At 42.5% G+C, this 21,505-nt stretch carries 19 protein-coding genes and 1 pseudogene; 12 read left to right on the top strand and 8 right to left on the bottom strand.

The window, feature by feature from the left end; translation table 11 throughout:
- Positions 1 to 67: 67 nt before the first annotated feature.
- Both CWD77_RS05630 and mutL read left to right on the top strand, forming a co-directional pair.
- Positions 68 to 283, top strand: a complete 216-nt coding sequence (locus CWD77_RS05630; RefSeq protein WP_101072236.1) for a hypothetical protein — start codon at positions 68 to 70, stop codon at positions 281 to 283.
- A gap of 75 nt (positions 284 to 358) precedes the next feature.
- A complete protein-coding gene (gene mutL, locus CWD77_RS05625; RefSeq protein ID WP_101072235.1) occupies positions 359 to 2,158 on the top strand; it encodes a DNA mismatch repair endonuclease MutL in 1,800 nt (599 codons plus the stop codon).
- A 410-nt stretch (positions 2,159 to 2,568) separates the two neighbouring features.
- On the opposite strand, the gene CWD77_RS05620 is transcribed toward mutL, so the two are convergent.
- From CWD77_RS05620 to CWD77_RS05595, 6 genes are all read right to left on the bottom strand, one after another.
- Complete coding sequence (locus tag CWD77_RS05620; protein ID WP_101072228.1) at positions 2,569 to 3,408, bottom strand: 1,4-dihydroxy-2-naphthoyl-CoA synthase; 840 nt, start codon at positions 3,406 to 3,408, stop codon at positions 2,569 to 2,571.
- Positions 3,401 to 4,213, bottom strand: coding sequence for a 2-succinyl-6-hydroxy-2,4-cyclohexadiene-1-carboxylate synthase (gene menH / locus CWD77_RS05615; RefSeq protein WP_101072226.1), 813 nt, complete (start codon positions 4,211 to 4,213; stop codon positions 3,401 to 3,403). The genes CWD77_RS05620 and menH overlap by 8 nt, the downstream gene beginning before the upstream one ends.
- Positions 4,214 to 5,899, bottom strand: coding sequence for a 2-succinyl-5-enolpyruvyl-6-hydroxy-3-cyclohexene-1-carboxylic-acid synthase (gene menD, locus CWD77_RS05610; RefSeq protein WP_101072225.1), 1,686 nt, complete (start codon positions 5,897 to 5,899; stop codon positions 4,214 to 4,216).
- Positions 5,892 to 7,364 carry an isochorismate synthase gene (locus CWD77_RS05605; protein WP_101072224.1) on the bottom strand — a complete coding sequence of 491 codons (1,473 nt, stop codon included), beginning with the start codon at positions 7,362 to 7,364 and terminating at the stop codon, positions 5,892 to 5,894. The genes menD and CWD77_RS05605 overlap by 8 nt, the downstream gene beginning before the upstream one ends.
- A gap of 179 nt (positions 7,365 to 7,543) precedes the next feature.
- Positions 7,544 to 7,819 carry a DUF4290 domain-containing protein gene (locus CWD77_RS05600; RefSeq protein WP_101072223.1) on the bottom strand — a complete coding sequence of 92 codons (276 nt, stop codon included), beginning with the start codon at positions 7,817 to 7,819 and terminating at the stop codon, positions 7,544 to 7,546.
- Between the two features lie 5 nt (positions 7,820 to 7,824).
- On the bottom strand, positions 7,825 to 9,060 hold the full coding sequence (locus tag CWD77_RS05595; protein WP_101072222.1) for a SpoIID/LytB domain-containing protein: 1,236 nt from the start codon (positions 9,058 to 9,060) through the stop codon (positions 7,825 to 7,827).
- A gap of 103 nt (positions 9,061 to 9,163) precedes the next feature.
- Here CWD77_RS05595 and CWD77_RS05590 point away from each other — a divergent pair.
- Both CWD77_RS05590 and CWD77_RS05585 read left to right on the top strand, forming a co-directional pair.
- A pseudogene (locus tag CWD77_RS05590) lies at positions 9,164 to 10,147 on the top strand (PLP-dependent cysteine synthase family protein); the annotation flags it as partial.
- Positions 10,148 to 10,198: 51 nt separating this feature from the next.
- Positions 10,199 to 11,380, top strand: coding sequence for a 6-bladed beta-propeller (locus CWD77_RS05585; protein WP_101072220.1), 1,182 nt, complete (start codon positions 10,199 to 10,201; stop codon positions 11,378 to 11,380).
- Here CWD77_RS05585 and mtnA read toward each other — a convergent pair.
- Positions 11,373 to 12,422 carry an S-methyl-5-thioribose-1-phosphate isomerase gene (gene mtnA / locus CWD77_RS05580; RefSeq protein ID WP_101072219.1) on the bottom strand — a complete coding sequence of 350 codons (1,050 nt, stop codon included), beginning with the start codon at positions 12,420 to 12,422 and terminating at the stop codon, positions 11,373 to 11,375. The two genes, CWD77_RS05585 and mtnA, sit on opposite strands and share 8 nt — an antisense overlap.
- Before the next feature lie 286 nt (positions 12,423 to 12,708).
- Here mtnA and CWD77_RS05575 point away from each other — a divergent pair, with 286 nt between their 5' ends.
- Positions 12,709 to 12,915, top strand: a complete 207-nt coding sequence (locus tag CWD77_RS05575; RefSeq protein ID WP_101072218.1) for a YgaP family membrane protein — start codon at positions 12,709 to 12,711, stop codon at positions 12,913 to 12,915.
- Positions 12,916 to 13,065: 150 nt separating this feature from the next.
- On the top strand, positions 13,066 to 14,079 hold the full coding sequence (locus CWD77_RS05570; protein ID WP_101072217.1) for a TIGR00341 family protein: 1,014 nt from the start codon (positions 13,066 to 13,068) through the stop codon (positions 14,077 to 14,079).
- A 19-nt stretch (positions 14,080 to 14,098) separates the two neighbouring features.
- Here CWD77_RS05570 and CWD77_RS05565 read toward each other — a convergent pair whose 3' ends face one another.
- Entirely contained in the window at positions 14,099 to 15,253 is a 1,155-nt protein-coding gene (locus CWD77_RS05565; protein ID WP_133120190.1) for a ribonuclease D, read from the bottom strand.
- Between the two features lie 117 nt (positions 15,254 to 15,370).
- On the opposite strand from CWD77_RS05565, the gene CWD77_RS05560 reads away from it, so the two are divergent.
- From CWD77_RS05560 to CWD77_RS05535, 6 genes are all read left to right on the top strand, one after another.
- Positions 15,371 to 16,603, top strand: coding sequence for a glycosyltransferase family 4 protein (locus CWD77_RS05560; protein ID WP_101072215.1), 1,233 nt, complete (start codon positions 15,371 to 15,373; stop codon positions 16,601 to 16,603).
- 447 nt (positions 16,604 to 17,050) lie between these two features.
- On the top strand, positions 17,051 to 17,878 hold the full coding sequence (locus CWD77_RS05555; RefSeq protein WP_165779084.1) for a CsgE family curli-type amyloid fiber assembly protein: 828 nt from the start codon (positions 17,051 to 17,053) through the stop codon (positions 17,876 to 17,878).
- A 1-nt stretch (position 17,879) separates the two neighbouring features.
- Positions 17,880 to 18,314, top strand: coding sequence for a curli production assembly/transport component CsgF (locus CWD77_RS05550; protein ID WP_101072213.1), 435 nt, complete (start codon positions 17,880 to 17,882; stop codon positions 18,312 to 18,314).
- On the top strand, positions 18,314 to 19,678 hold the full coding sequence (locus CWD77_RS05545) for a CsgG/HfaB family protein (protein ID WP_101072212.1): 1,365 nt from the start codon (positions 18,314 to 18,316) through the stop codon (positions 19,676 to 19,678). Before CWD77_RS05550 ends, CWD77_RS05545 begins: the two co-directional genes overlap by 1 nt.
- A gap of 267 nt (positions 19,679 to 19,945) precedes the next feature.
- Positions 19,946 to 20,626, top strand: coding sequence for a hypothetical protein (locus CWD77_RS05540; protein ID WP_165779083.1), 681 nt, complete (start codon positions 19,946 to 19,948; stop codon positions 20,624 to 20,626).
- Positions 20,627 to 20,687: 61 nt separating this feature from the next.
- Entirely contained in the window at positions 20,688 to 21,455 is a 768-nt protein-coding gene (locus CWD77_RS05535; RefSeq protein WP_101072211.1) for a hypothetical protein, read from the top strand.
- Positions 21,456 to 21,505: the final 50 nt, after the last annotated feature.

Raw genomic sequence — 21,505 nt, 5'->3', positions numbered from 1 at the left:
GTCAAATTGTATCTTTACACGACAACGCGTTTTTGTTCGTTAAAAGGCTAAATAACGGAGTTTTATTATGATCAGACCTATGATGGGGCATAGAGCCAGGCCCAAAAAATTTGAAATACCTCTCAGATATCACAATCCCGAAGAAGAGGAGAAGCGAAAGAAACGCATTCAGCTCAAAACGCGAAGTTTGAGTCGCAGAAAACGTGAAAAAAGTCAGAACGTGCGAATTCTGGTATATGCTGTCGGACTCGCCGCGGTAATATTTTTGATGTCAATTCTGTAAGTAATCAAAATTTAAATCTTCAAAGTTAAGCAGTTGAATCAAACCGAAGATAAGGGGCAGTCTATCATACACACTATGCCCCCGGAGCTCTCCAATAAAATAGCCGCAGGCGAAGTGATACAGCGACCTGCTTCGGTAGCCAAGGAACTTCTCGATAATGCGGTTGATGCCGGTGCCGACCGAATTAAGCTGATTGTACAGCAAGCCGGACGCACACTCATTCAGGTTATCGACAACGGTTGTGGTATGTCAGCGGCTGATGCCAGACTCTGTTTTGAGCGGCATGCGACGTCTAAGATTCAATCTGTGGAAGATCTGTTCAGAATTCGAACCATGGGTTTTCGAGGCGAAGCTATGGCCTCAATTGCATCTATTTCTCAGGTTGAGATGAAAACCAAACGGGTGGACGATGAGTCGGGAATTCTTCTTGAGATTTGGGGTGGAGAGGAGAAACGTTTTGAACCTGTTGCTACCGATGACGGAACCTCCGTTGCCATTCGAAACTTGTTTTATAATGTTCCTGCAAGGCGACAATTTTTAAAAACCGATGCCACAGAACTGAAACATATCATTCGCGTGTTTCAAAATATTGTTTTGGCCAATACTGATATTGAATTTGAACTGCATGCGGATGGTGATAGGATCTACCATCTTCCAAAACAGGAGCTGAAACAGAGAGTGGCCGATATATTTGGTAAGCAATACCGCGCCAGCCTGATTCCGTTTAACGAAGAGACAAGCTATGTAAAAATACACGGTCTGCTTGCTGATCCGAAACTTGCCAAGAAATCACGCGGAGAACAGTTCCTGTTCGTGAATGGAAGACCCTTTCAGCATCGCTATCTCTCTTATGTGATTTTAAGTTTGTTTGACGCTTGGACCAAACAAAATGAGTATCCGTTTTATGCCATCTTTTTAGAAATAGATCCTGCTCAGGTGGATGTGAATGTTCATCCGGCTAAGATGGAGGTGAAATTTGATGACGAGCGGAGTATTACACAGCTGGCCCGATCGGTTGTGAAAAAAGCACTCAACGAACATTTTGTGGTACCGGATGTTGGGAAGTCTGATTTTATGGAAAATGATTTTGATCTCAGTTTTGATCAGATCGGACAAAGGGATAACACCGGTAGTCAACAGTTTCAACAGCGGGGACGCCCATCAGAGCCGGTTCAGTTTCCTTCGAGAATCAATTTTGGACAATCTTCCGGCCGGGATGGAAACGAAACCGCCCGGCAACTTTACGGAGAAGCTGAACAGAATGAAGACAGTGTTGGGGGAGGCAAGGAGAGTGCTAAAAAATCAAGTAGCGGTGATAAAACCTTTTGGCAACTGCACAACCGGTATATTTTAACACAAACGCGAACCGGGCTAACCGTTATCGATCAGCATGCAGCTCACAAACGAATTATTTACGAAAACACATTGAGCGCCACTGAAGAATCTCTGCCGTTTACCCAACAACTTCTTTTTGCCAGAACAATAGAGCTCAGTGCATCCGAATTTTCTCTCTTGGAAGAATTGCTTCCAATCATTCAGCGAATGGGTTTTAGTATTGATCTTTTGAGTGGTAACACAGCTATCATCAATGGTGTGCCGGCCGATATTGATATCGGAGATGAGCGCCAGGTTCTACGGGATATGCTTCATCAGTACCGGGATCTGGATAAAACCTTGAAGCTCGAAGCCCGGGAGAAAGTAGCGATTGCATTTGCCTCCAGAACAGCCATTCCCAGAGGAAAACGACTCACCGAGCAGGAAATGGAGTTACTGATTGATCAGCTTTTTGCCTGTGAAGAACCCTACAAAGATCCCCTTCAGCATCCCACATTGATGTACATGTCGATGGAAGAGATTATGAGAAGATTTCGATAAACCCTCGTCTTACGACTTTGAGAGAAGCTACGCTATGAGCTCCAAACGTTCAGTCGTCTGACGAGTTATGTGATTGAGCTAATCATCACAAATTGGCATTCATTTCTCTAATAAACTCGACAGTCGAGTGTTCATGAGCAGGGCGAGGATTGGCGGTTGTTCCACTCGACGGTCGAGAGATAACCTCGTCTGACGACTTTGAGAAAAAACTATGCTTTGGACTTCAAATGTTCAGTCGTCCGACGAATTCTGTGATTGGTCTCAACCCCACAAGCCGAAATTTCTTACTCGAATGAACTCGACAGTCGAGTACTCATCATCAGGGCAGAGATTGGTGGTAATTCCACTCGACGGTCGAGGGTAAGACAACCCGACGGTCGAAAAAGGCAATCGACAGTCGGGGGCAAGGGTTACAAACTCAACCAGGGGAACTTCTTGAAGTTTGGCTTTCTCTTCTCTAAAAATGCTTTTCGCCCCTCTTCGGCCTCATCGGTCATATAAGCGAGACGGGTTGCTTCGCCTGAGAACACCTGCTGCCCCACCATACCGTCATCCACCAGGTTTAAAGCGAATTTAATCATGCGTATAGCGGTTGGGCTCTTGCCGAGAATCTCCTGAGCCCATTCAAAAGCGGTCTCTTCCAGTTCATCATGAGGAACCACTTCGTTTACCATACCCATTTCATATGCTTCCTGTGCCGAATAATCTCTTCCTAAGAAGAAGATTTCACGAGCCCGCTTTTGTCCTACTTGTCGTGCGAGAAGAGCAGAACCGAATCCGCCGTCAAAACTGGCCACATCCGCATCGGTCTGCTTGAAAATTCCATGTTCTTTACTGGCAAGTGTAAGATCACAAACAACGTGTAGACTGTGTCCGCCGCCAACGGCCCAACCCGGCACCACACAAATAACCACCTTGCTCATAAACCGGATGATCCTCTGAATATCAAGTACATTGAGTCTCTGAACGCCATCCACTCCTTCATACCCCTGTTTACCACGAACTTTTTGGTCCCCGCCGGAACAAAATGCCCAACCGCCATCTTTTTTAGAAGGTCCTTCTCCTGAGAGCAGAATTACACCAATCGAAGTGTCTTCCCGGGCATCAATTAAAGCCTCTTCCAGTTCAAACAGAGTTTGCGGGCGAAAAGCATTTCTCACTTCCGGTCGGTTAAACGCAATTCGTGCTACACCATCACGTTTTTTATAGGTGATATCTTCGTACTCTTTTACAGTTTTCCAGTCAGACATAATGTTGTGTGATAAAATTTTTTAAAATTTGAATCCAGGTATCAGGCTGATCGGTGTGTATCCGGTGACCGGCTTTTTCAACAATCTGAAACGTTGAATCATTGCACAGTTTGGCAATAGAAGCCATCCGATCAACATACTTTTGGTCATATTCTCCGGCAATAAGATAGAGAGGGAATTGCACATCTTGCAACTTATCACAAACAGTCGGCATCGTACCTGATCCAAAGCCACGCAAAGAAGCAGCCATGCACTCGGGTTTTTGATTTTCCATAATGGTTTGATAAGCTTTCCTGGCCGTGTCCGGAGTGTGCTTGAAAAGAGGCAGGTTTATCCACTCTTTAAGAAACTGATCAAAGTTGTTCAGAATCGACTCAGCCCGAAGTTCATCAACGGTAATTCGCTGTTTTTTCTCTTTATCTGAGCTTAATCCGCAGTGTGTACTCTCAAGTATGGCTCCATCAAAAAGTTCAGGAAAGGTGGTAATCAACTGAAAAAGCAGTCTGCCGCCCATACTGTATCCAAATGCAAAAAGCCGATCAAATGAGAGCCGATCAAGAATCGATTTTAGCTGAGCAACTTGCCGATCTGCATGGAATAACTCTGTGTTAGCCGGTGTCTCAGTGTTACCATGTCCCGCAAGGTCAATTGTGATGGGATTACAAAAAGACTTCAGTCGGTCTACCAGCGGTTCAAAAACTTTACCCGAACCCATGAATCCATGAAAGAGAATCAGGTTGGGAAGAGATGGTTCAGATTGGTGGATGGTAAGATGGTACGCAATTCCATCGGCATAAAGTTTCATTTACATCTCCCAGAGTGTTCGCCTCTGTTTCATGCTTTCATCAGGGTCGGTTACAAATTCAATGAGCTGAACTCCATCTATATCCATTAGATCCAATGACTTCAGTTCGTCCTTTGACTGAACTCTTCTAAACGGAATACTGTGTGCCTCGGCCAGTTCTTGGATCTTAACATTTTGTGGGGTGATGAAATAATCCCGGAAGAACTCCTTGTTCTCAGAAACCGGAAGCATCTTGAAAATATTTCCGCCACCGTTATTAATTACAGCTATGATGAAAGGGTGTTGAATTTTCTGAAGGCTTAAAAGAGCGTTTGAATCGTGCAAAAATGCGAGATCACCGGTAACGCAGCAAACAGGACTTTCAGTTGATTTAGCTATTCCAATGGCCGTAGACAGTATTCCATCAATTCCGGCAGCTCCTCGATTCACAAACTGTCCAATTCTTGACTCGCCAAACATCGCCATATCCCGAGGTATAAACGAGTTGGATAACATGATCTTCCAATTCTTTTCCAGTCGGTTTGACAGAAAATGAAATACATGTCCGTCCGTGAGTGCTTCAGTTTTTTCAATCGATTTCTTGAGTTGTATATCAGCGAACTGATCTGCTTTCTTCCACTTTGAAATCCAATCCGGATCTGATTCAAATTGGAGATCGGCATAATCAAATTGATCAGAAGACTGGCATTCAACCTTGTGATTGACGCTCATGGAGTGATCCTGAGTGGACTTTCGAGAAGAAAAATATATAGTTGGGACTTCTGACCAGGCATCAAGCGCAACAAGCATCGATTTGGTAAAGGGCTGATCACCAAAGCGCAGAATTAAATCGGGTTGAAGCGATTCTCTTTTCTCTTCTGATCTCAGAAACTGTTCGTATCTATGTACCTGATATTCACTATTTGAAAATCCACTGCCGGGCTCTGCGATAACCGGTGAGTTTAACCATTCAGAAAAATCTTTTATTTGATTTATGAGACGATGGTTTGAATTTGCAGGACCGGCAACAATCAGAGGTCTCTTAGAGTCGGTTATCAATTTTATGATATCTTTATCTAAACGGATTGTCCGCTGAGATACTTGAATACTGGATTGTAATTTCTCATTTGAATAAGATTCAGAGAGTTGTTTTTTCTCAAATTGAATCTCTCCTGATGTCGGTTCAAGCGGTTTCCTAAATGGGAAGTTAAGGTGGGCTGCCCCACCGAGATCAATGGAACTTTCAGCAGCTTGTTTGGCAGCATAACGGAGCCTTTTCAAATCAGCTTGATCAAAGCAAGGTTCTCCGGCTTCGTGAAAAAAAACGGCTTGATCACCGTAGAGTTTGATCTGATCTACAGTTTGTGAACTTCCGATACCTCGTAAATTTGGTGGGCGATCGGCTGTTAATACAATCATGGATACACCGGACTCCTTCGCCTCAGTGATAGCCGGTAGATAGTTTGCCGCAGCTGTCCCTGATGTACAAATCAATACTGCAGGAATTCCCGTGGCTTTTCCAATTCCCAGTGCGATGAATCCGGCTGACCGTTCATCCAGAACGATCTGTTTTTTAATTCCCGGATGTATTGCTGCAGCAATTGTAAGTGGTGTAGACCGGGAACCGGGTGAGATGATGGCGTGTTGAACTCCGTGTTGATACAGTGCATTTAGGAACTCAGATGTCCACCGAAGGTGACTATTCATAATGGTGGTGAGCTCCGGTTAAAGAATCCATCATCGGTTTGAATTTCAGCAGGGTTTCTTTCCACTCTTTTTCCGGGTCAGAATCTGATACAATTCCACAACCGGCGTAGAGTGTTGCCCTGTTTTCATGAAGAAGCGCACTGCGTATGGCAACTGCAAATTCGCCACATCCATTCAGGTTGAACCAGCCGATGGGTGCTGCATACCAGCCTCGGTCCAACTGTTCAATTTCGTGAATATGAGATACGGCATCTTCTCTTGGAAATCCACCTACAGCCGGAGTGGGATGCAGTTCACGAATCAAATCGTGAATTTGAACACCTTTTTTAATAGACGCCGAAATGGGCGTGAAAAGATGCTGCACATTTTTCAGCTTTTTAATCTGTGGATTTGTAGGGTGATCAATTTTTTCGCTGAGAGGCTCCAGATTTTCCTGAATTGCTTTGACCACAAATTGATGCTCTTCCCGGTCTTTGCTGCTCATCAGGAGATCATTTGCCAGGAGTTCATCTTCAATAGCACTGCGTCCACGGGATGTGCTTCCAGCAAGTCCTTCCGTCATAAAAATCTGATTTCTGAAAGAAGCAAGTCGCTCGGGAGTGGCGCCAATAAATGCAGTTTCAGAATCTTTTTGAATCATAAAATTAAAACACTCCGGATATTTCTGTCTCAGCTGATGCGTGAGTAGCGTAAAGACCGGTTTGTGGCGCGATTCAACTTCCACGGAGCGCGCGAGTACAATCTTTTCAAATTTGTGGTTTGCAATCATTTTGCGAGCCTGATCAACTTTTTTGATCCATCGGCCTTTATCTTCGGGCGATTGCAGAGTACAGAGAATGGAGGTCTTTGTGGTTTCACGCATTCCCCGGTCTTGAAGTTTTCCGGAAAGGTTTAGAAAATCTGTAATTCGGCTGATAATTTCCTGGTAGATTTCATCCGACGTATAGCTCTCTTTGTTAATTGATAGAGTGAGCAGGTGAAATTTCCCATTTCTGATGATCATCCATTCCGGGAGAACAAAACGTGCCCCGCCAAATTTCTTCCAAACTGCGCCAACATTATGATCAGAAAAAGAGTATCCACCCAGAAAAAGAGGACCCGCCATAGAGTGTTTTATCGCGGTATAGGCTTCAATTTCCTGTTTCATTAATCGAGTCTGATCGGAAATGTCAGAAAACCGGTCTTTACCGGTGGATTTTAATTCACGGATGCAGCCGGCCGCAGAAATGGAGATATCATTTTCCGGATGGTCCCAGTAGAACTGCTGCTCAAATTCATGATTAATCTCAAGGGCAGCCAATGGATCGATGGGAGCGATCGGGAGGGTGACGGTGAGAATGGGTTTCTTCGATTTTTGAACTTCCTTCAAGAAATCTGTAAATGACGGAGAGTCAAGCGCTTCAATGAACTCCGTAGGTGTTATGTGATCAGAATATTGAATATCCATATATCTGTTAAACTCCATGTTCTTTCAATACTTTCAATATAAATTGAAAGTTTATCATTCCAAAACGGAAAATCAGTTATCTTATTGAAAGACAAAAGAGTTAAAGGGTTTGTATAAACAAGCGCTTGTATTAAAAATCGAACAAAAAGAGTGATTTGTTCTAAATTATACTCAATTATAAATAGGATGGGACAGGTCTATTCTGCATCGTCTTGTTGCCCACTTTCAAATGGGTTCTGTATTCCATAATCTCTGGGATTATAGTCGGCGAGTTCAAAGTAATATTCCCAGGCCAGGCGACTCTGTCCATTTTTGTCGACCCAGTTTGGATGACTCTGTTTGATGAGACCGACTACACGTTTTGCGTAACGGATGCGCTCTTGCTGATCATCAATTCTTGGTATTGCGGCAATCATCAAATCGAGATTGTATCCGCAGTCGTAGTCTTTTGGTTTATCTTGTTCGAGAAACATAGTGTTCAGTTAGAAAGGGCTATTTTTTGATCTTCAATGTTGTTCAAATCTACAATTTTTGTACCACTAAAGTAAAATGATAAAATATCGGAGTAGTTCCATCCCGCATTGGCGAAACCTTTAGCTCCCCATTGACACATCCCAACGCCATGCCCCAGCCCGTTTCCTGAAAAATGGATGGTTCCATCATCCTCATGAACAGTAAAGAGTGTGCTTTTTAAACTCATATCCTCATAGTGTCGATTTAAGATCAGTCTGAACTCGTTGCCTCCAAATGAAAGCTTACGGCTTGATGAATCGTAAAATGAAATTTCACTTATCCTGCCCGATGGATGGGTTTTTGTATTAAACCGTATTGCAGAAAATCCATATCTGGAGCGAATAAAATCAAAGAACTCAGTTGTAGGAATGTCTGTTTCCCATTCATAATGGGGCGATATTTCACACATTTGATAGTCTTTTACAGAGTTTAAGTAGGGCAGGTCATCGCCATCCCAAACATCAATATTATTTCCTGTTACCCCTCCACAAGTACTTGAATAAGCCGCTAAAATTAACTTGTCACTCCACATGAGTATTTCACCGGCCGTAGCTTTTGCAGCTTCAGCATAGTCAGGCCTGCCGGGTAGCTCACCCAGATAAACCTGATTCTGCTCATGATCTTTCAAATGAAAAGATGTCCATTCACTTCTATGAATACTCCAGAGTGTATATGTTCTTGAGACCACCGCCTGGCTTTTTAAAGCATCCGTTTCCGTGAAGTTCATCTCGCTTCCAATGACGGATGTAACATAGTCTTCAAGACCTACAGAGTTGATTATTTGAATTTTTGTGCTATTCGTCCGGCTGATGTCAAAATCACCTCTGTAGTATCTTGTGCCGGTTTCAGTGGAGAACAGCTGAATCAAACCGGCCGGATTTTCAATAACAACTTTTTGCACAACCAGAGAACGGCCATCCATTTGCAAGCGGATGTGATCCTTCTCAAAAAAGAGAAATGCAAATCCATCAGCCGGTTGAAGTGTCAGGCTTTTATCGTCCAGTCTGAAGTTGATGGGCGATTCTTTTGCGTTGACTCGAATAACATTCGGTTGCTCCCGTTCCAGAATCAGAACACGAACAGTTTCAGCGTCGCGCAAGTCCAATAAATTATTCTGCCCAACCGGATCAACTCTTGCTGATCCAAACAGCAAAAATCCTGTGATACAGATCAAAAAGGGTATAAAAAATATACGGTGCATTGGCGTTCGAGGCTTCAGATTGCTGTAGATGATTGATTAGAATATCGGCATCAAAATTTACTATATTTTGCGCAAAAGTATATCAGTTCAAAGAGATTATAAAATGATTCACAATTCGATTATAGACGCTATTGGAAATACACCGCTTGTAAGACTGAATAAAGTTACAGACGGACAACCTCTCACCGTTGCCGCTAAGGTTGAGTATTTAAATCCCGGGCAGAGTATCAAAGATCGCATTGCGCTCAAAATGATAGATGATGCGGAAGAGAAGGGATTGATCAAACCGGGTGGAACCATTATTGAAGGGACTTCAGGGAATACCGGTATGGGACTGGCACTGGTTGCTGCTGTGCGAGGATACAAGTGTATTTTTACAACAACAGACAAACAGAGCAAGGAGAAAGTTGATCTGCTTCGCGCATTGGGCGCGAGGGTAGAAGTGTGTCCCACAAATGTTGAGCCGGATGATCCGCGCAGTTACTACTCTGTGGCGCAAAGGTTGAGTGAAGAGATCCCCAATTCATACTATCCAAATCAGTACGACAATCTTAGCAACAGAGAGGCTCACTACGAAACTACCGGCCCGGAAATCTGGGAACAGACGGAAGGAAAAGTCACACACTATGTTGCCGGAATGGGGACAGGTGGGACCATTACAGGAGCTGCAAAATATTTGAAAGAGCAGAATCCGGATGTGAAAGTTATAGGTATTGACAGTGTTGGCTCTGTTTATAAAAAGTATTTCGAAACCGGTGAATTTGATAAAGGTGAAGTGAAACCATATCTGACCGAGGGAATTGGCGAGGATATCATTCCAAAAAATGTTGATCGGGATCTGCTGGACGCAGTTGTTCAGGTAGGGGACAAAGACGCATTTCAGATGACCCGCCGTCTTGCGAAAGAAGAGGGGCTTTTTATTGGAGGATCATGCGGTGCAGCCGTTTATGGAGCGTTGCAGTACGCAAGGGAAAACAATCTGGGAGAGAATGACTTGATGGTTGTGATTCTGCCAGACAGCGGAACTCGCTACACATCTAAAATCTACAATGATGATTGGATGAGAGAGCACGGCTTTTTGGATGAATAATCCTTTGTTGTGCATTCTTTAACTTAATCACCTGTTTAACATCAAAATATGAGAGTTTTTAGCCTGATTGTTGTCACTTTAACGCTCTCATTTTGTGTTGGATGTGAATTTAATTCTGATGCCTCAGAGGATATTTCTGTTATTACCATTTCATCTGAGGACGTAGAAAATCCAAATTGGGATCAATTCAAACTAACCCCGGTTGTCGAATATCACGATAGTCTGTTTATTGAGAGTTTACCCGCCCTTGATGTTGATCGGAATGGGAATCTTTATGTAGCGGCCGAACGCCATAATATCAGAAGTGTCTACCACTATTCACCGGAGGGTGAACTGCTGGATACGATTGGAACGTTTGGCACAGAACCCGGTGAGTTTGAGAGCATCAGAAATATCCAAATTGAGGCGGATACTCTATTTGTTTTTGATGATGAGTTGAGCCGGTTGTCACGATTCCATCTCTCCACTTTGGAATTTATAAATTCCACGGATTTTTCATCAGCAATACAGATTCATCCTGAAGATTCAGTAGATCTTAAACCTGTCCCGATTCAGCGCTGGAGTGAGAGCAGGTTTTTGATTGAATTTTCGGATGATCGAAATCCGGCGATCCACCCGGATCAGTGGCACTACTACTATGTTGCGGATAATACCGGAGCTGTGGATGAAAATGAACTGTTCAGGCAAAAGGCTGAAAAATACCAAATTGGGGATCACGCCGGCCGGCCCTCTGCCTTTCTACTGCCATATCCGGAGAGATCACTTTTAACGCAATTTCAAAATGGCAAGTTCTACACGGCCAGGACTGAACAATTTGAAATCCGAGAAAGAGATTTACATGGATTGGTTCAAAGAATTATCAGATATCCTTTCCGGAGAGCAACGTTAAACGCAGAAATGTTAATTGAAGAGGAGTTCAGTCATAATCGTCAGCTTCAGTTAACGAGAGCAAGTGCCGACTATCCGAAGCAATGGCCGGCTCTCTTTACAATGTTTACAGATGACCGAGATTACATTTGGTTAGCGCTTATACCGGAAGATGAGTCACAATTTGAGTGGTGGATTATAAATCCGGACAAAGATCGCCAAATGGTTCAGCATACATTTACGTGGCCCCGCAACAGTCTTTTTTTAAAAGTAGATAAAGGAAATGTGTACGCCGTGGAATCTGATGAAAATGGTTTCAAGAAAGTGGTTAAATACATTATTCAGTACAACTCAATCAACTGAATAGTTTTTCAAAATTAGTTTTATAGTTGGGTTTAATCACACCTTTTTCAGTAATGATGGCCGTAATGAGACGATTTGGTGTCACATCAAAAGCCGGATTGTAAACATCAACTTTGTCGGGAGCCGTCTGTTTATTCCCAAAGTTTGTGACTTCATCCGCATCGCGCTGCTCAATCTCAATTTCACTGCCCGTTTCCAGATCCATATCGATCGTGGAGTAGGGCGCGGCAACATAAAACGGAATGTTGTGGGCGTCAGCAAGGACAGCCAGCGAATAGGTTCCGATTTTATTGGCTGTGTCGCCATTTTTGGTGATTCGATCTGCCCCCAGAACAACCAAATCTACTTTTCCCTGTTGCATTAAAAATGCAGCGGCCGAATCAACATTTAAATGAAAAGGGATCTCCGCTTTTTGCAATTCCCATGTTGTTAGCCGTGAACCCTGTAACAGCGGACGAGTTTCATCAACCCAAACCTGTTTTAGTTTACCGGCGTGATGAGCGTGTAAAATTACAGAGAATGCTGTTCCAAATTCTCCCGTTGCCAATCCGCCGGTATTGCAGTGAGTTAAAATTCTGGCATCGTCGGGAATGAGATCCAGTCCGTTTTCACCAATAGATTTACAAAGTCTTCGATCCTCATTGTGAATAGTTTTGGCCGTATCCAGAATAATCTGTTTGATCTCGCTGATCGGTTTGTCCTTCACCGCAAAGATTGTTGCGTTGAGACGTTTTAAAGCCCACGATAAATTAACAGCTGTCGGTCGGGCGGAATTTAAATACTCAGAAATTCGATCGGCTTCATTATAGAACGAGTCGAATGAGGTTTCAGGAGCATTTCGCAGACCCAGATAGAGACCGTAAGCCCCGGTAATTCCAATAGCGGGAGCACCGCGAACCTTCATCTTTTTTATGGCATCCCAAACCTGGCCTTCAGTGGTTAAGTCTACGTAAACTTCCCGTTCAGGCAGGTAGGTCTGATCAATGATGGTTATGTGGTCATCATTCCAGGTAATTGATTGAAAGGGTGCTTTGAAATTCATGGATCTGGGATGGGTTTGAATTACAGAACGTGATGTTTAAAGATAGTGAAAAGAGTATAGCTTCCATGAGACTAATTGAGAAGCAGATCCGCAAGATGGCCGGCATAGGGAATTCCCCGATGCACGGATAATGGTAGGTATGATAGGACAATCAGGTTCGGTATGTGGTAGAATGATGAATGGGTTTCTTATCATATTTAAAGAAACAAGAAGGGATGATGAAGCCAAAGATCGAAAGATTTGAAATTTCGTCAATCTGTTAAATAAAAAATGAGAGGTTGACATAATGATTTTAAAGAAAAATGTAGGATATCTGGATTCAATTATCCGGGTAACACTTGGAGCTCTGATAGTAGGAGCGGGTTTGTACTTTGACAGTTTTTGGGGATTTTTGGGGTTAATTCCTGTTTTTTCCGGCGCCGTTTCATTCTGCCCGGTTTATAGACTGTTGAATATTGAAACCACAAAACCGAATATTGAGAGAGCAAATTGATTTTTGTTTGATTGACAAATGCTTACATAATGATGCAGGCGCACCACGTCTGCTATCATATCTGTCGAGATAGGTTAGGAGCCGGCTTTTTGATCAAAAGCCGGCTCTTCTTTTTTTTGATTTACATGAAATTTAAAATCATATTCCTGCATGGCACTTCGACTTATACAAATTATTACTCCGGAAGATTGCGAACTCGATGAAGATATTATCGATGAAGATGATGTGATTGAGCAGTGGGTAGATGACTCTGTTTCCGGCCGAACCACCATACACATTCTGGCCGATGTTGAACTCACAGAAAAAATCCTGGCAGACATTGATGACAGACTAGGCCATCGTGATGACTACCGGGTAATTTTACTCCCTGTCGCCGCTACAATCCCAAAACAGGAGACAAATGAGGAGAAAGAGGATGAACCGCCAACACAAAAAGAGAAAGAGCAGGGAGATAAGAGAGTAAAGCGTATTTCAAGAGATGAGCTTTATGAGGAAATTAAAGCGGTAGTGGATATCTCGTGGGTGTACTTTGTTTTAATTGCACTCTCCTGTGTAGTAGCGGCTAACGGCCTGATTCGTGATAGCGGCGCGATGGTGATCGGGGCGATGGTTATTGCTCCGATTTTAGGTCCAAATGTAGGTTTGTCGCTGGCCACAACATTGGGAGATAAGGCTCTGATGATTCGCTCAATGAAGTCCATCGTATATGGATTTTCACTTGGAATGGTATTGTCCATCATGATGGGTTTCATGATTCAAGTCGATCCTGAGGTGTATGAAATATCATCACGCACGAGCGTGAGTTTTGCCGATATAGCACTTGGTTTATCCGCAGGAGTTGCTGGTTGTTTGTCATTTACAAGAGGAATCTCTGCGGCTGTTATTGGCGTGATGGTGGCTGTTGCACTTCTTCCCCCAATGGTTGCTACCGGACTCTTGCTGGGCAGCGGCATGTATGATCTGGCTTTTGGAGCCGCCATACTTACAATAACCTACATTATTTGTGTGAATTTAGCCGGAGTGGTGACTTTTTTACTCCAAGGTATAAAGCCCAAAAGTTTCAGGGAGAGAAGGGAAGGAGAGGAGCTCAGCCGCTATGCAATTATGATCTGGGTTTCGCTTCTGATAGGTCTTGCAGCTATTATCTATTTCCAGTTTATGTGAAAACTGAATGTTCTTACGGTTAATCGATAAAACGATCCGCATTTAAATTCAGCTCATCAGCATATCTTTCAATCAAATCACGTTTATACTGTTCAAGTGATCCGTTCGAGCCGGTTACAATTTCCGCAACGGTTCGGTTACTGAATAAAAAGGTACTTACTTCATCACCGAACTCGTCCGATATTCTATCTTTGATTGGAGTAAAGAATTCTGATTTTGCCTGCTGAATGAGTTGTTTCCTCTGATTAATTTCCTGCATCTCTTCTGAAGTGAGAACTCCTCTGGCCGATTTTGACGGGGAAAGCCCCAAGTCCTCAGCTTCCTTTAGTGCACTTTTCACAAGACTCTTCATTTTTTGCTGTATGTGTGCTGTTTTCAACCTTCTGAAGACACCTTTTTCGGCAGTCCATTGATTGAGTCTCTCCGGGTTTTCAACAATCTTGTAGATCAGTTTTTTGCTGATTATCTGATAGGATGGCCGGTTAGCCTGACTCGCAATTTCTTCACGAAATTCCATCAGTTTCACGAAAACATGCCATTCTACCTCATTCAGATCACGTTTGTCTTTCTCCTTAATGAAATTATTGATGTCCGAGTCATCGTACTGTGCATGATCCCAGTTTCGGTTCTCTTCATCAATCCACGGAAGGATCTCTTTCTTTTTGGCCTCGAATTTAAATTTCTCTTTCAGATCAAACAGATATAGAACATCTTTTGCAGCATATTTTATCTGATGCTCTTTTAAAGGCCTCTTGAACCAGTTACTGTTTTGTGATGATTTTCCCATATCCACATCAAGAGTATCCATGACTATGTTGGTGAGTGATGCAGGCGGATAGTTCAGCAGCTGTGAGGCGATTCGAAGATCAAAAATATTTTTGGGTCGGCAACCGATATGATGAAGCAAACGGTGATCTTCCTGAAAAGCGAAAGCAACTTTTTCAATTTCCGGATTCTCCATAACCGGGAAAAGTTTTTCAATTTGGATCTGCTCACTCAGTGGGTCAATCAAAAGGCAGTCGTCGCCATCATAAATCTGTACCAGGCAAAGGTTAAAGCCGTAGCGATATCGGTTTCGATCAAACTCAAGGTCAACAGCGATCTGATCTGTAGAAAGGAGATGGTTAACGGCGGAATGGAAATCGTCTTTTTGCTGAATGTAGCGTATGCTCATGGGTTTGCTTGGATAAATGATAATCAAGCATAAGGTATTAAGAAGTTTAATGATTGAAAAACATTCGGTTAATCAATTCATGGATGTAAATCATGTTCGAAATGAATAGTTTTAGGCATGTCACAAATGGAAAAATTACTGATCATCGGGAAAGTCTGGCCGGAACCTGACTCATCTGCTGCAGGCGGTCGAATGATGGAATTGATTGATCTCTTTCAGCAGGCCGGTTACGATGTTACATTTGCAACCTCAGCATCCGACAGCGACTATGCTGTTGATTTGGCTGAATACGATGTTCATCGAGCAGACGTTGAGATGAACAGCCCAACATTTAACGAATTCATCAGGGAGATGGACCCGAATGCCGTTATGTTCGACCGGTTTATGACCGAGGAACAGTTTGGATGGCGAGTAGCGGAGGAGTGCCCAAGTGCGGTAAGAATTTTGGATACTGAAGATCTTCATTGTCTTCGGGCAGCGCGTCAATCTGCATGGAAACAAGGGTGTACGTTTGAACCGGAGATGCTTTTTGAGCATGACATTACCAAGCGGGAAATTGCCAGTATTTACCGGTGTGATCTTTCGTTGATTATCTCAGAATTTGAGTTTGAAATCCTTCGCAATCGATTTCGGATACAGGAGGACCTACTGTTTTATCTTCCCTTTTTGATGGAAGATATACCGCAAAGTTCACCGATCACATTCGAAGATCGGAGTGATTTTGTATCCATTGGCAATTTTTTGCACGAGCCGAACTGGAATGCAGTGCTCTGGCTGAAGGAGGAAATCTTGCCGCTAATCTGCCAGCAACTGCCAAATGCAAAGCTTAATATTTACGGCGCTTATCCCTCACAGAAAGTGGATCAGCTTGACAATCCGAAGGAAGGTTTTTTGGTTCAAGGAAGGGCAGAGTCGGCCGAAGAGGTGATAAGCAGGGCCAGGGTTTTATTGGCGCCATTACGCTTCGGTGCAGGACTGAAAGGAAAGCTTGTGGATGCCATGAAATTTGGAACACCGAGCGTAACCACAGCGATTGGAGCAGAGGGAATTGCTGACGTAAATGATTGGCCCGGGGCAGTTACCAATGTACCGAGTGATTTTGCAAAACACGCGGTTGAGCTTCATCAAAACAAGGAGGAGTGGGAGAACGCGCAGGAATCAGGATTCGATCTGTTGAAACAGAAGTTCGATAAAACAAAGTTTACAGATGATTTTCTTAATCGTGTAGCTTTTATAAGTGAAAATCTGCAGAGTCACAGAAAGAAGAACTTTATCGGCTCGATGTTAATGCATCACTATCAGCAGGGGACCAAGTATATGTCGAAGTGGATTGAGGAGAAGAATAGGTGAAAGAGAACACTTAAAGTTTAGTTAATCTCCCTCATACCATCAATCTAAAACACATCAAAATTTTAAGCTATTATTAATAAATTTACGCATTCTTATTCAACGTAAGTACTAATGCTTAGTTAAAATATTTTAACCCTAACATAGATTTAAATAAATTGTAAAAATCTCACCTCATAAGCTATTGTCAAACAGTTACATAAATGTGTTTGTCTAATTTACTGAGCCGGTTTATTAAATTTTTCTGCTTTTGAAATTAATACCCTGATGACTTTCTTTCCTGTAGATATAAAGAGTGCTTTTGGTTTTATTCATCTAAGTAAAAATACTACGTATACGTAGCTGAATAGATTTGGGTAACTATATATGCTGAGAGACACAGCATAATATTGAAGAGCAATCAGAAATAAAAAGAGTAGGCTAGTGAATTTATTTGGGGTAATTATCATCTTGCTGTTATTACCATTCGGACAAAGTGCTGATAAGAATTCAGTACAGTCCGAACGTTGCAGCGATTCTGATGTACTCTATTCTGTACAGAAAGGGGATAATCTCTACCGAATTGCTGAACGATTCGGTGATCACCGTTTTTGGGAGCCAATTTATATTGCAAATGCTGACCAGGTAAACAATCCTCACCTTATTTTTCCGGGACAAAAAATTAGAATTCCACAAAATGTAGCCAACTATAAGGAGGCTAATCTCAATATTGCAGAAGTTCTTGAAAATCCTTTCTGTAAAGTCTCTGAAGTGCCTATAGCCAAGGTTAATGAATCTCATCTTCGACGATATAGAATCAGTACACTGATGGATTTAGCCGCATTGGAAAGTATTGCAGAGACTGAAAGCAGTAGTGCTGACAGTAGTGAGGTTGTGAATGAAGAGGAGATGGCAGCATTTCGTGAAGCCTTTAATGCTCTAATAGAAGAGAAAAAGAGTGAGGAGCAGAAGAAGTCCAACAACACAGAACAGGCAATGTTTCGGGAGCTGGATGGTATGGTTCACGACGAGACCCGGTCAAAATTCGGGCGTGATTTCTACGACATATTTTACCGCCATTGGCAGTCTCCGCCTGAGGCCAGTAACTACTCTATAAGAATAATGGAGCAACCCGCTCCCAGTCTGGGTTCAATCATTATAGTTAAGGTAAATGATGAAGAAACATTTAAAGTGAGGCTGCAACCTAAGTATGACTTTGTTGAAGAGGCCAGTAAATATGCGGTAAGAACTACGTATGCATATTTACGTGATAACAAAAATGAAGTAATAATATACTGATATGAATTTTAGAAAGATATTTACAGGAATTTTATTTGCAAGTTGTTTGTGGATGTTCCTGGCAGTATCCGGTGCATCTGCCCAGCAACTTGTTTATCAACCTAAAAACCCGGCATTCGGTGGAAATCCGGGCAATTACTCCTGGCTGATGAACAGTGCAAATACGCAAAATCGTTTTGATCAGGCAGCCAGTGCAGCTTCAAGGTTTCAAAGAGATCCACTAAGTGATTTTCAAAGTTCACTTCAACGACAAATCCTGTCTCAACTGACGCGAGATATTGTGAATCGTCAGTTTGGCGATGGAGAGGTTGAAGAAAGGAGTTTTGAATTTGGTGAATTTTCAATCGATGTAGTGCCCGGATTGGATGACGTGCAAATTGTGATCCGTAACATTTTAACAGGCGACGAAACCAGCATTTCAGTTCCAAGTTTCTGATGATGAACAAAATCGTTACATATTTTAGTTTTCTTTTCAGTGCACTATTACTTGCAGGTTGTACAGGTGTAATGAAACCACTTCATACTGAGCGCGCGACGGCCGGTATTGTCAGCGAATCATCCGCTGCGTTGAAATCTTTGCCTGAACCTGAAGAAAAAGTGGTTGCGGCAGTATACCGCTTTAGAGATCAAACCGGTCAGTATAAGCCATCTGACAGGGTGGCAAGCTGGTCGACGGCTGTGACTCAGGGAGCTACCTCTATTTTGATGAAAGCGATGGAGGAGTCGGGATGGTTTGTGGCTATTGAGCGTGAAAGTATTTCAAATCTTCTGAATGAACGTCAGATTATTCAAAACATTCGCCAGCAAAATGCGGGGCCTAATGGACCAACGCCATTGCCCCCTCTGCTTTTTGCGGGTGTAATGTTAGAGGGAGGTATCATCGGATACGATACTAATGTGTTGACCGGAGGTGCAGGAGCCAGATATCTGGGTACGGGTGCTTCCTCACAGTACAGAAAAGATCAGGTTACCATTTATCTTAGAGCGGTTTCCACACAAAGCGGTAGAGTTTTAAAAACTGTCCACATAACCAAGTCGATTATTTCGCAACAGTTGGAAAGCGGTGTATTCCGGTTTATAGATGCAAACAGGCTCCTGGAATCTGAACTGGGTTACACCTACAACGAACCTCCTGTTATGGCTGTAACGGAGGCGATTGATGAAGCATTGAAAGAGCTGGTTTTAGAAGGAATTGAAGACGAAATCTGGAGTCCGAAAGATCCGGATGAAGTTGAAGAGTACAGGCTTGCCTTTAATGCTGAGAAATTTAAACGAGAGCAACTATCAAGAAACTATTTTGGACTGCTGGAAAAAGCGGATTTACGCAGCGGATGGACTCTTAACGCTTTTGGTTCTATGGGCAGCGTAATTGGAAACTATGGTAACCCGGACGTAAATCCCGGAGTAAGTTTAAGTTTGGAGCGGGGATTAGTAAAAGGATTTTCCATCAAGGGAACAGGCCAATATACTACGATCAGTGCAGGCGATGCCTATTTTGATAAAATTTCAAGTGCTGAGATCCTGGGGAATTTTTATCTGACTCCTGATTTAAACCTTTCACCTTATATATCACTCGGTGGCGGGACGTTTTTTCTGGGGAATATCAAAAAATTCAAGCCATACGGAGTAGTAGAAGGAGGATTTGACTACAAACTGAATACCCGGTTTGGAATAAGGGTCGGAGCAAATTATCGCTATCTGTTTGAAGACGGATTGGATGGCGTTGAGATGGGTAAGTATAATGACCAGCACTGGGGAGTAAATCTTGGATTTACCTATAAACCAAATTTTAAACGGTAAACATTAAATATGACTATGTAAAGAGTATAGGAGACACATAAAAGCGCAAAGCAACGCTGCGGGACCTTACGAAATCGTAAGGAGGCGACCAACCATTTATCCACAACGCTGCTCTGCAAAATGCAAGATACATAAATCTTCGTTTGCAGTCTAACGGCGCTTTTTCACTCTCCTGTTAACAATCTCACGAAAAAAAAGTGAGTGCGTATCAATCCGGAATTGGATTTGATGCGGCGAACAAACAATCAAATAAAACAGGATACAACCATGAAAAAGCTAAGTATACTAACCGTAGCCTTTCTGTTTACAGCAGGAATGGCGTTTGCACAAAGTAATGAAGCAACCATTGACCAAGAAGGAGAAGACCATGAAGCAATGATTGAACAAATTGGGTTCAGCAACATGGCATATGTTGATCAAACAGATGGTGGCTCAAATGGCGATGCTACTGCCGATATTTCGCAGGAAGGAGATAATAATTATGTAAACATTCTTCAAAGGGCATTTTTTGGATTCCCTGACGAAAGTGTTGCAACTATTACTCAAATTGGTGATAACAACAGAATAGAAGGAACTTCAGAGACAAGTGCCTTTTATCAAAATCAGCCGGGTGGAATTCTTGATGTGTCTATGGTAGGCAATGATAACCTACTCTATTCTCTTCGTGGTGAAGCTCAAAAGAACAATAATGAGTTTTTCCTCGACATAATCGGAAGTGACAACACCGTAGGTATGGAACAAGAGTCTGGAATCGGAGACGTAGACATTGAAGGTGATTTAAATTCCGTAATGTTATCTCAACTTGGAAATAATTCAGCATTCAATACTGCGATGGTTGATATTATGGGTAATGAGAACGGTGTAAGTGTTACACAAACAATGGATTCAAATTCAGCTGTAGTAAATGTTACTGGATCATTTAATTCAGCTACAATTACACAAAACTAATCAATCTTAAGCCTGCACAGTAACGTTTGTGCAGGCTATTTTTAATAATCAATGAAATGAAATGAAAAAGATATTAACGCTACTCGTAGCTTTTTTGTTTACCGCAGGATTGGCGTTCGCACAGAATAATGATGCTAACGTAACTCAAACCGGTAATACTAATGAAGCACAAATTGATCAAGTTGTATCTATCGGTGCTACTGTAAATTTAAGTCAAACTGAAAACGGATCTGGTTCTTCATTTGCAGACATTGATCAAACAGGGGGAGCTAACTTTGTGAATCTTGAACAAATCGGTAATAACTCTGCAACTATTGATCAAGATGGAAAGCATACGGTTGCTGGTTTTAGTTCTGCCCCGGGTACGGGTCTTGACTATCCTGCAATTCAAGAGAATACTGGCGGTGACCAAAATGTTCTCAATATTACACAGAGAAATAATTTCAGTCAGGTACGAGTTGATCAAATAGGAAGTGGCAACTCTATAGATGTATACCAGGGCGGCGGAATCAGCAATGTTGCAAGATTAAACCAGTTAGGCGATAACAATATTATGGATGTAAGCTTAAACGGTTCAATCAATCGAGTTGAAATACAGCAACTAGGCGTTGGCGGTCACACCGCAAATGTTGACATAGTTGGAGAAGCGAATAATATGACCAGTACGGGTTCAAGTTATATATATCAAGATGGTCAGGGCCATACGTCAGATGTTATGATTACTGGAGATGCTAATTATTATAATATTTATCAAACAGGTGTTTCAAACACTGCAAATGTAACTGTTAACGGATCAGGTAATACTGCACTTATCACACAGAGTAATTAATTTGTTGGAAGATATTTTAAATAATCTTGGCTATGGCCTTGATAGGGCTG

This window comes from Rhodohalobacter barkolensis (assembly GCF_002834295.1).
In the GTDB taxonomy this organism is placed as follows: Bacteria; Bacteroidota; Rhodothermia; order Balneolales; family Balneolaceae; genus Rhodohalobacter; species Rhodohalobacter barkolensis.
This window is presented reverse-complemented; position numbering and strand designations above follow the sequence as displayed.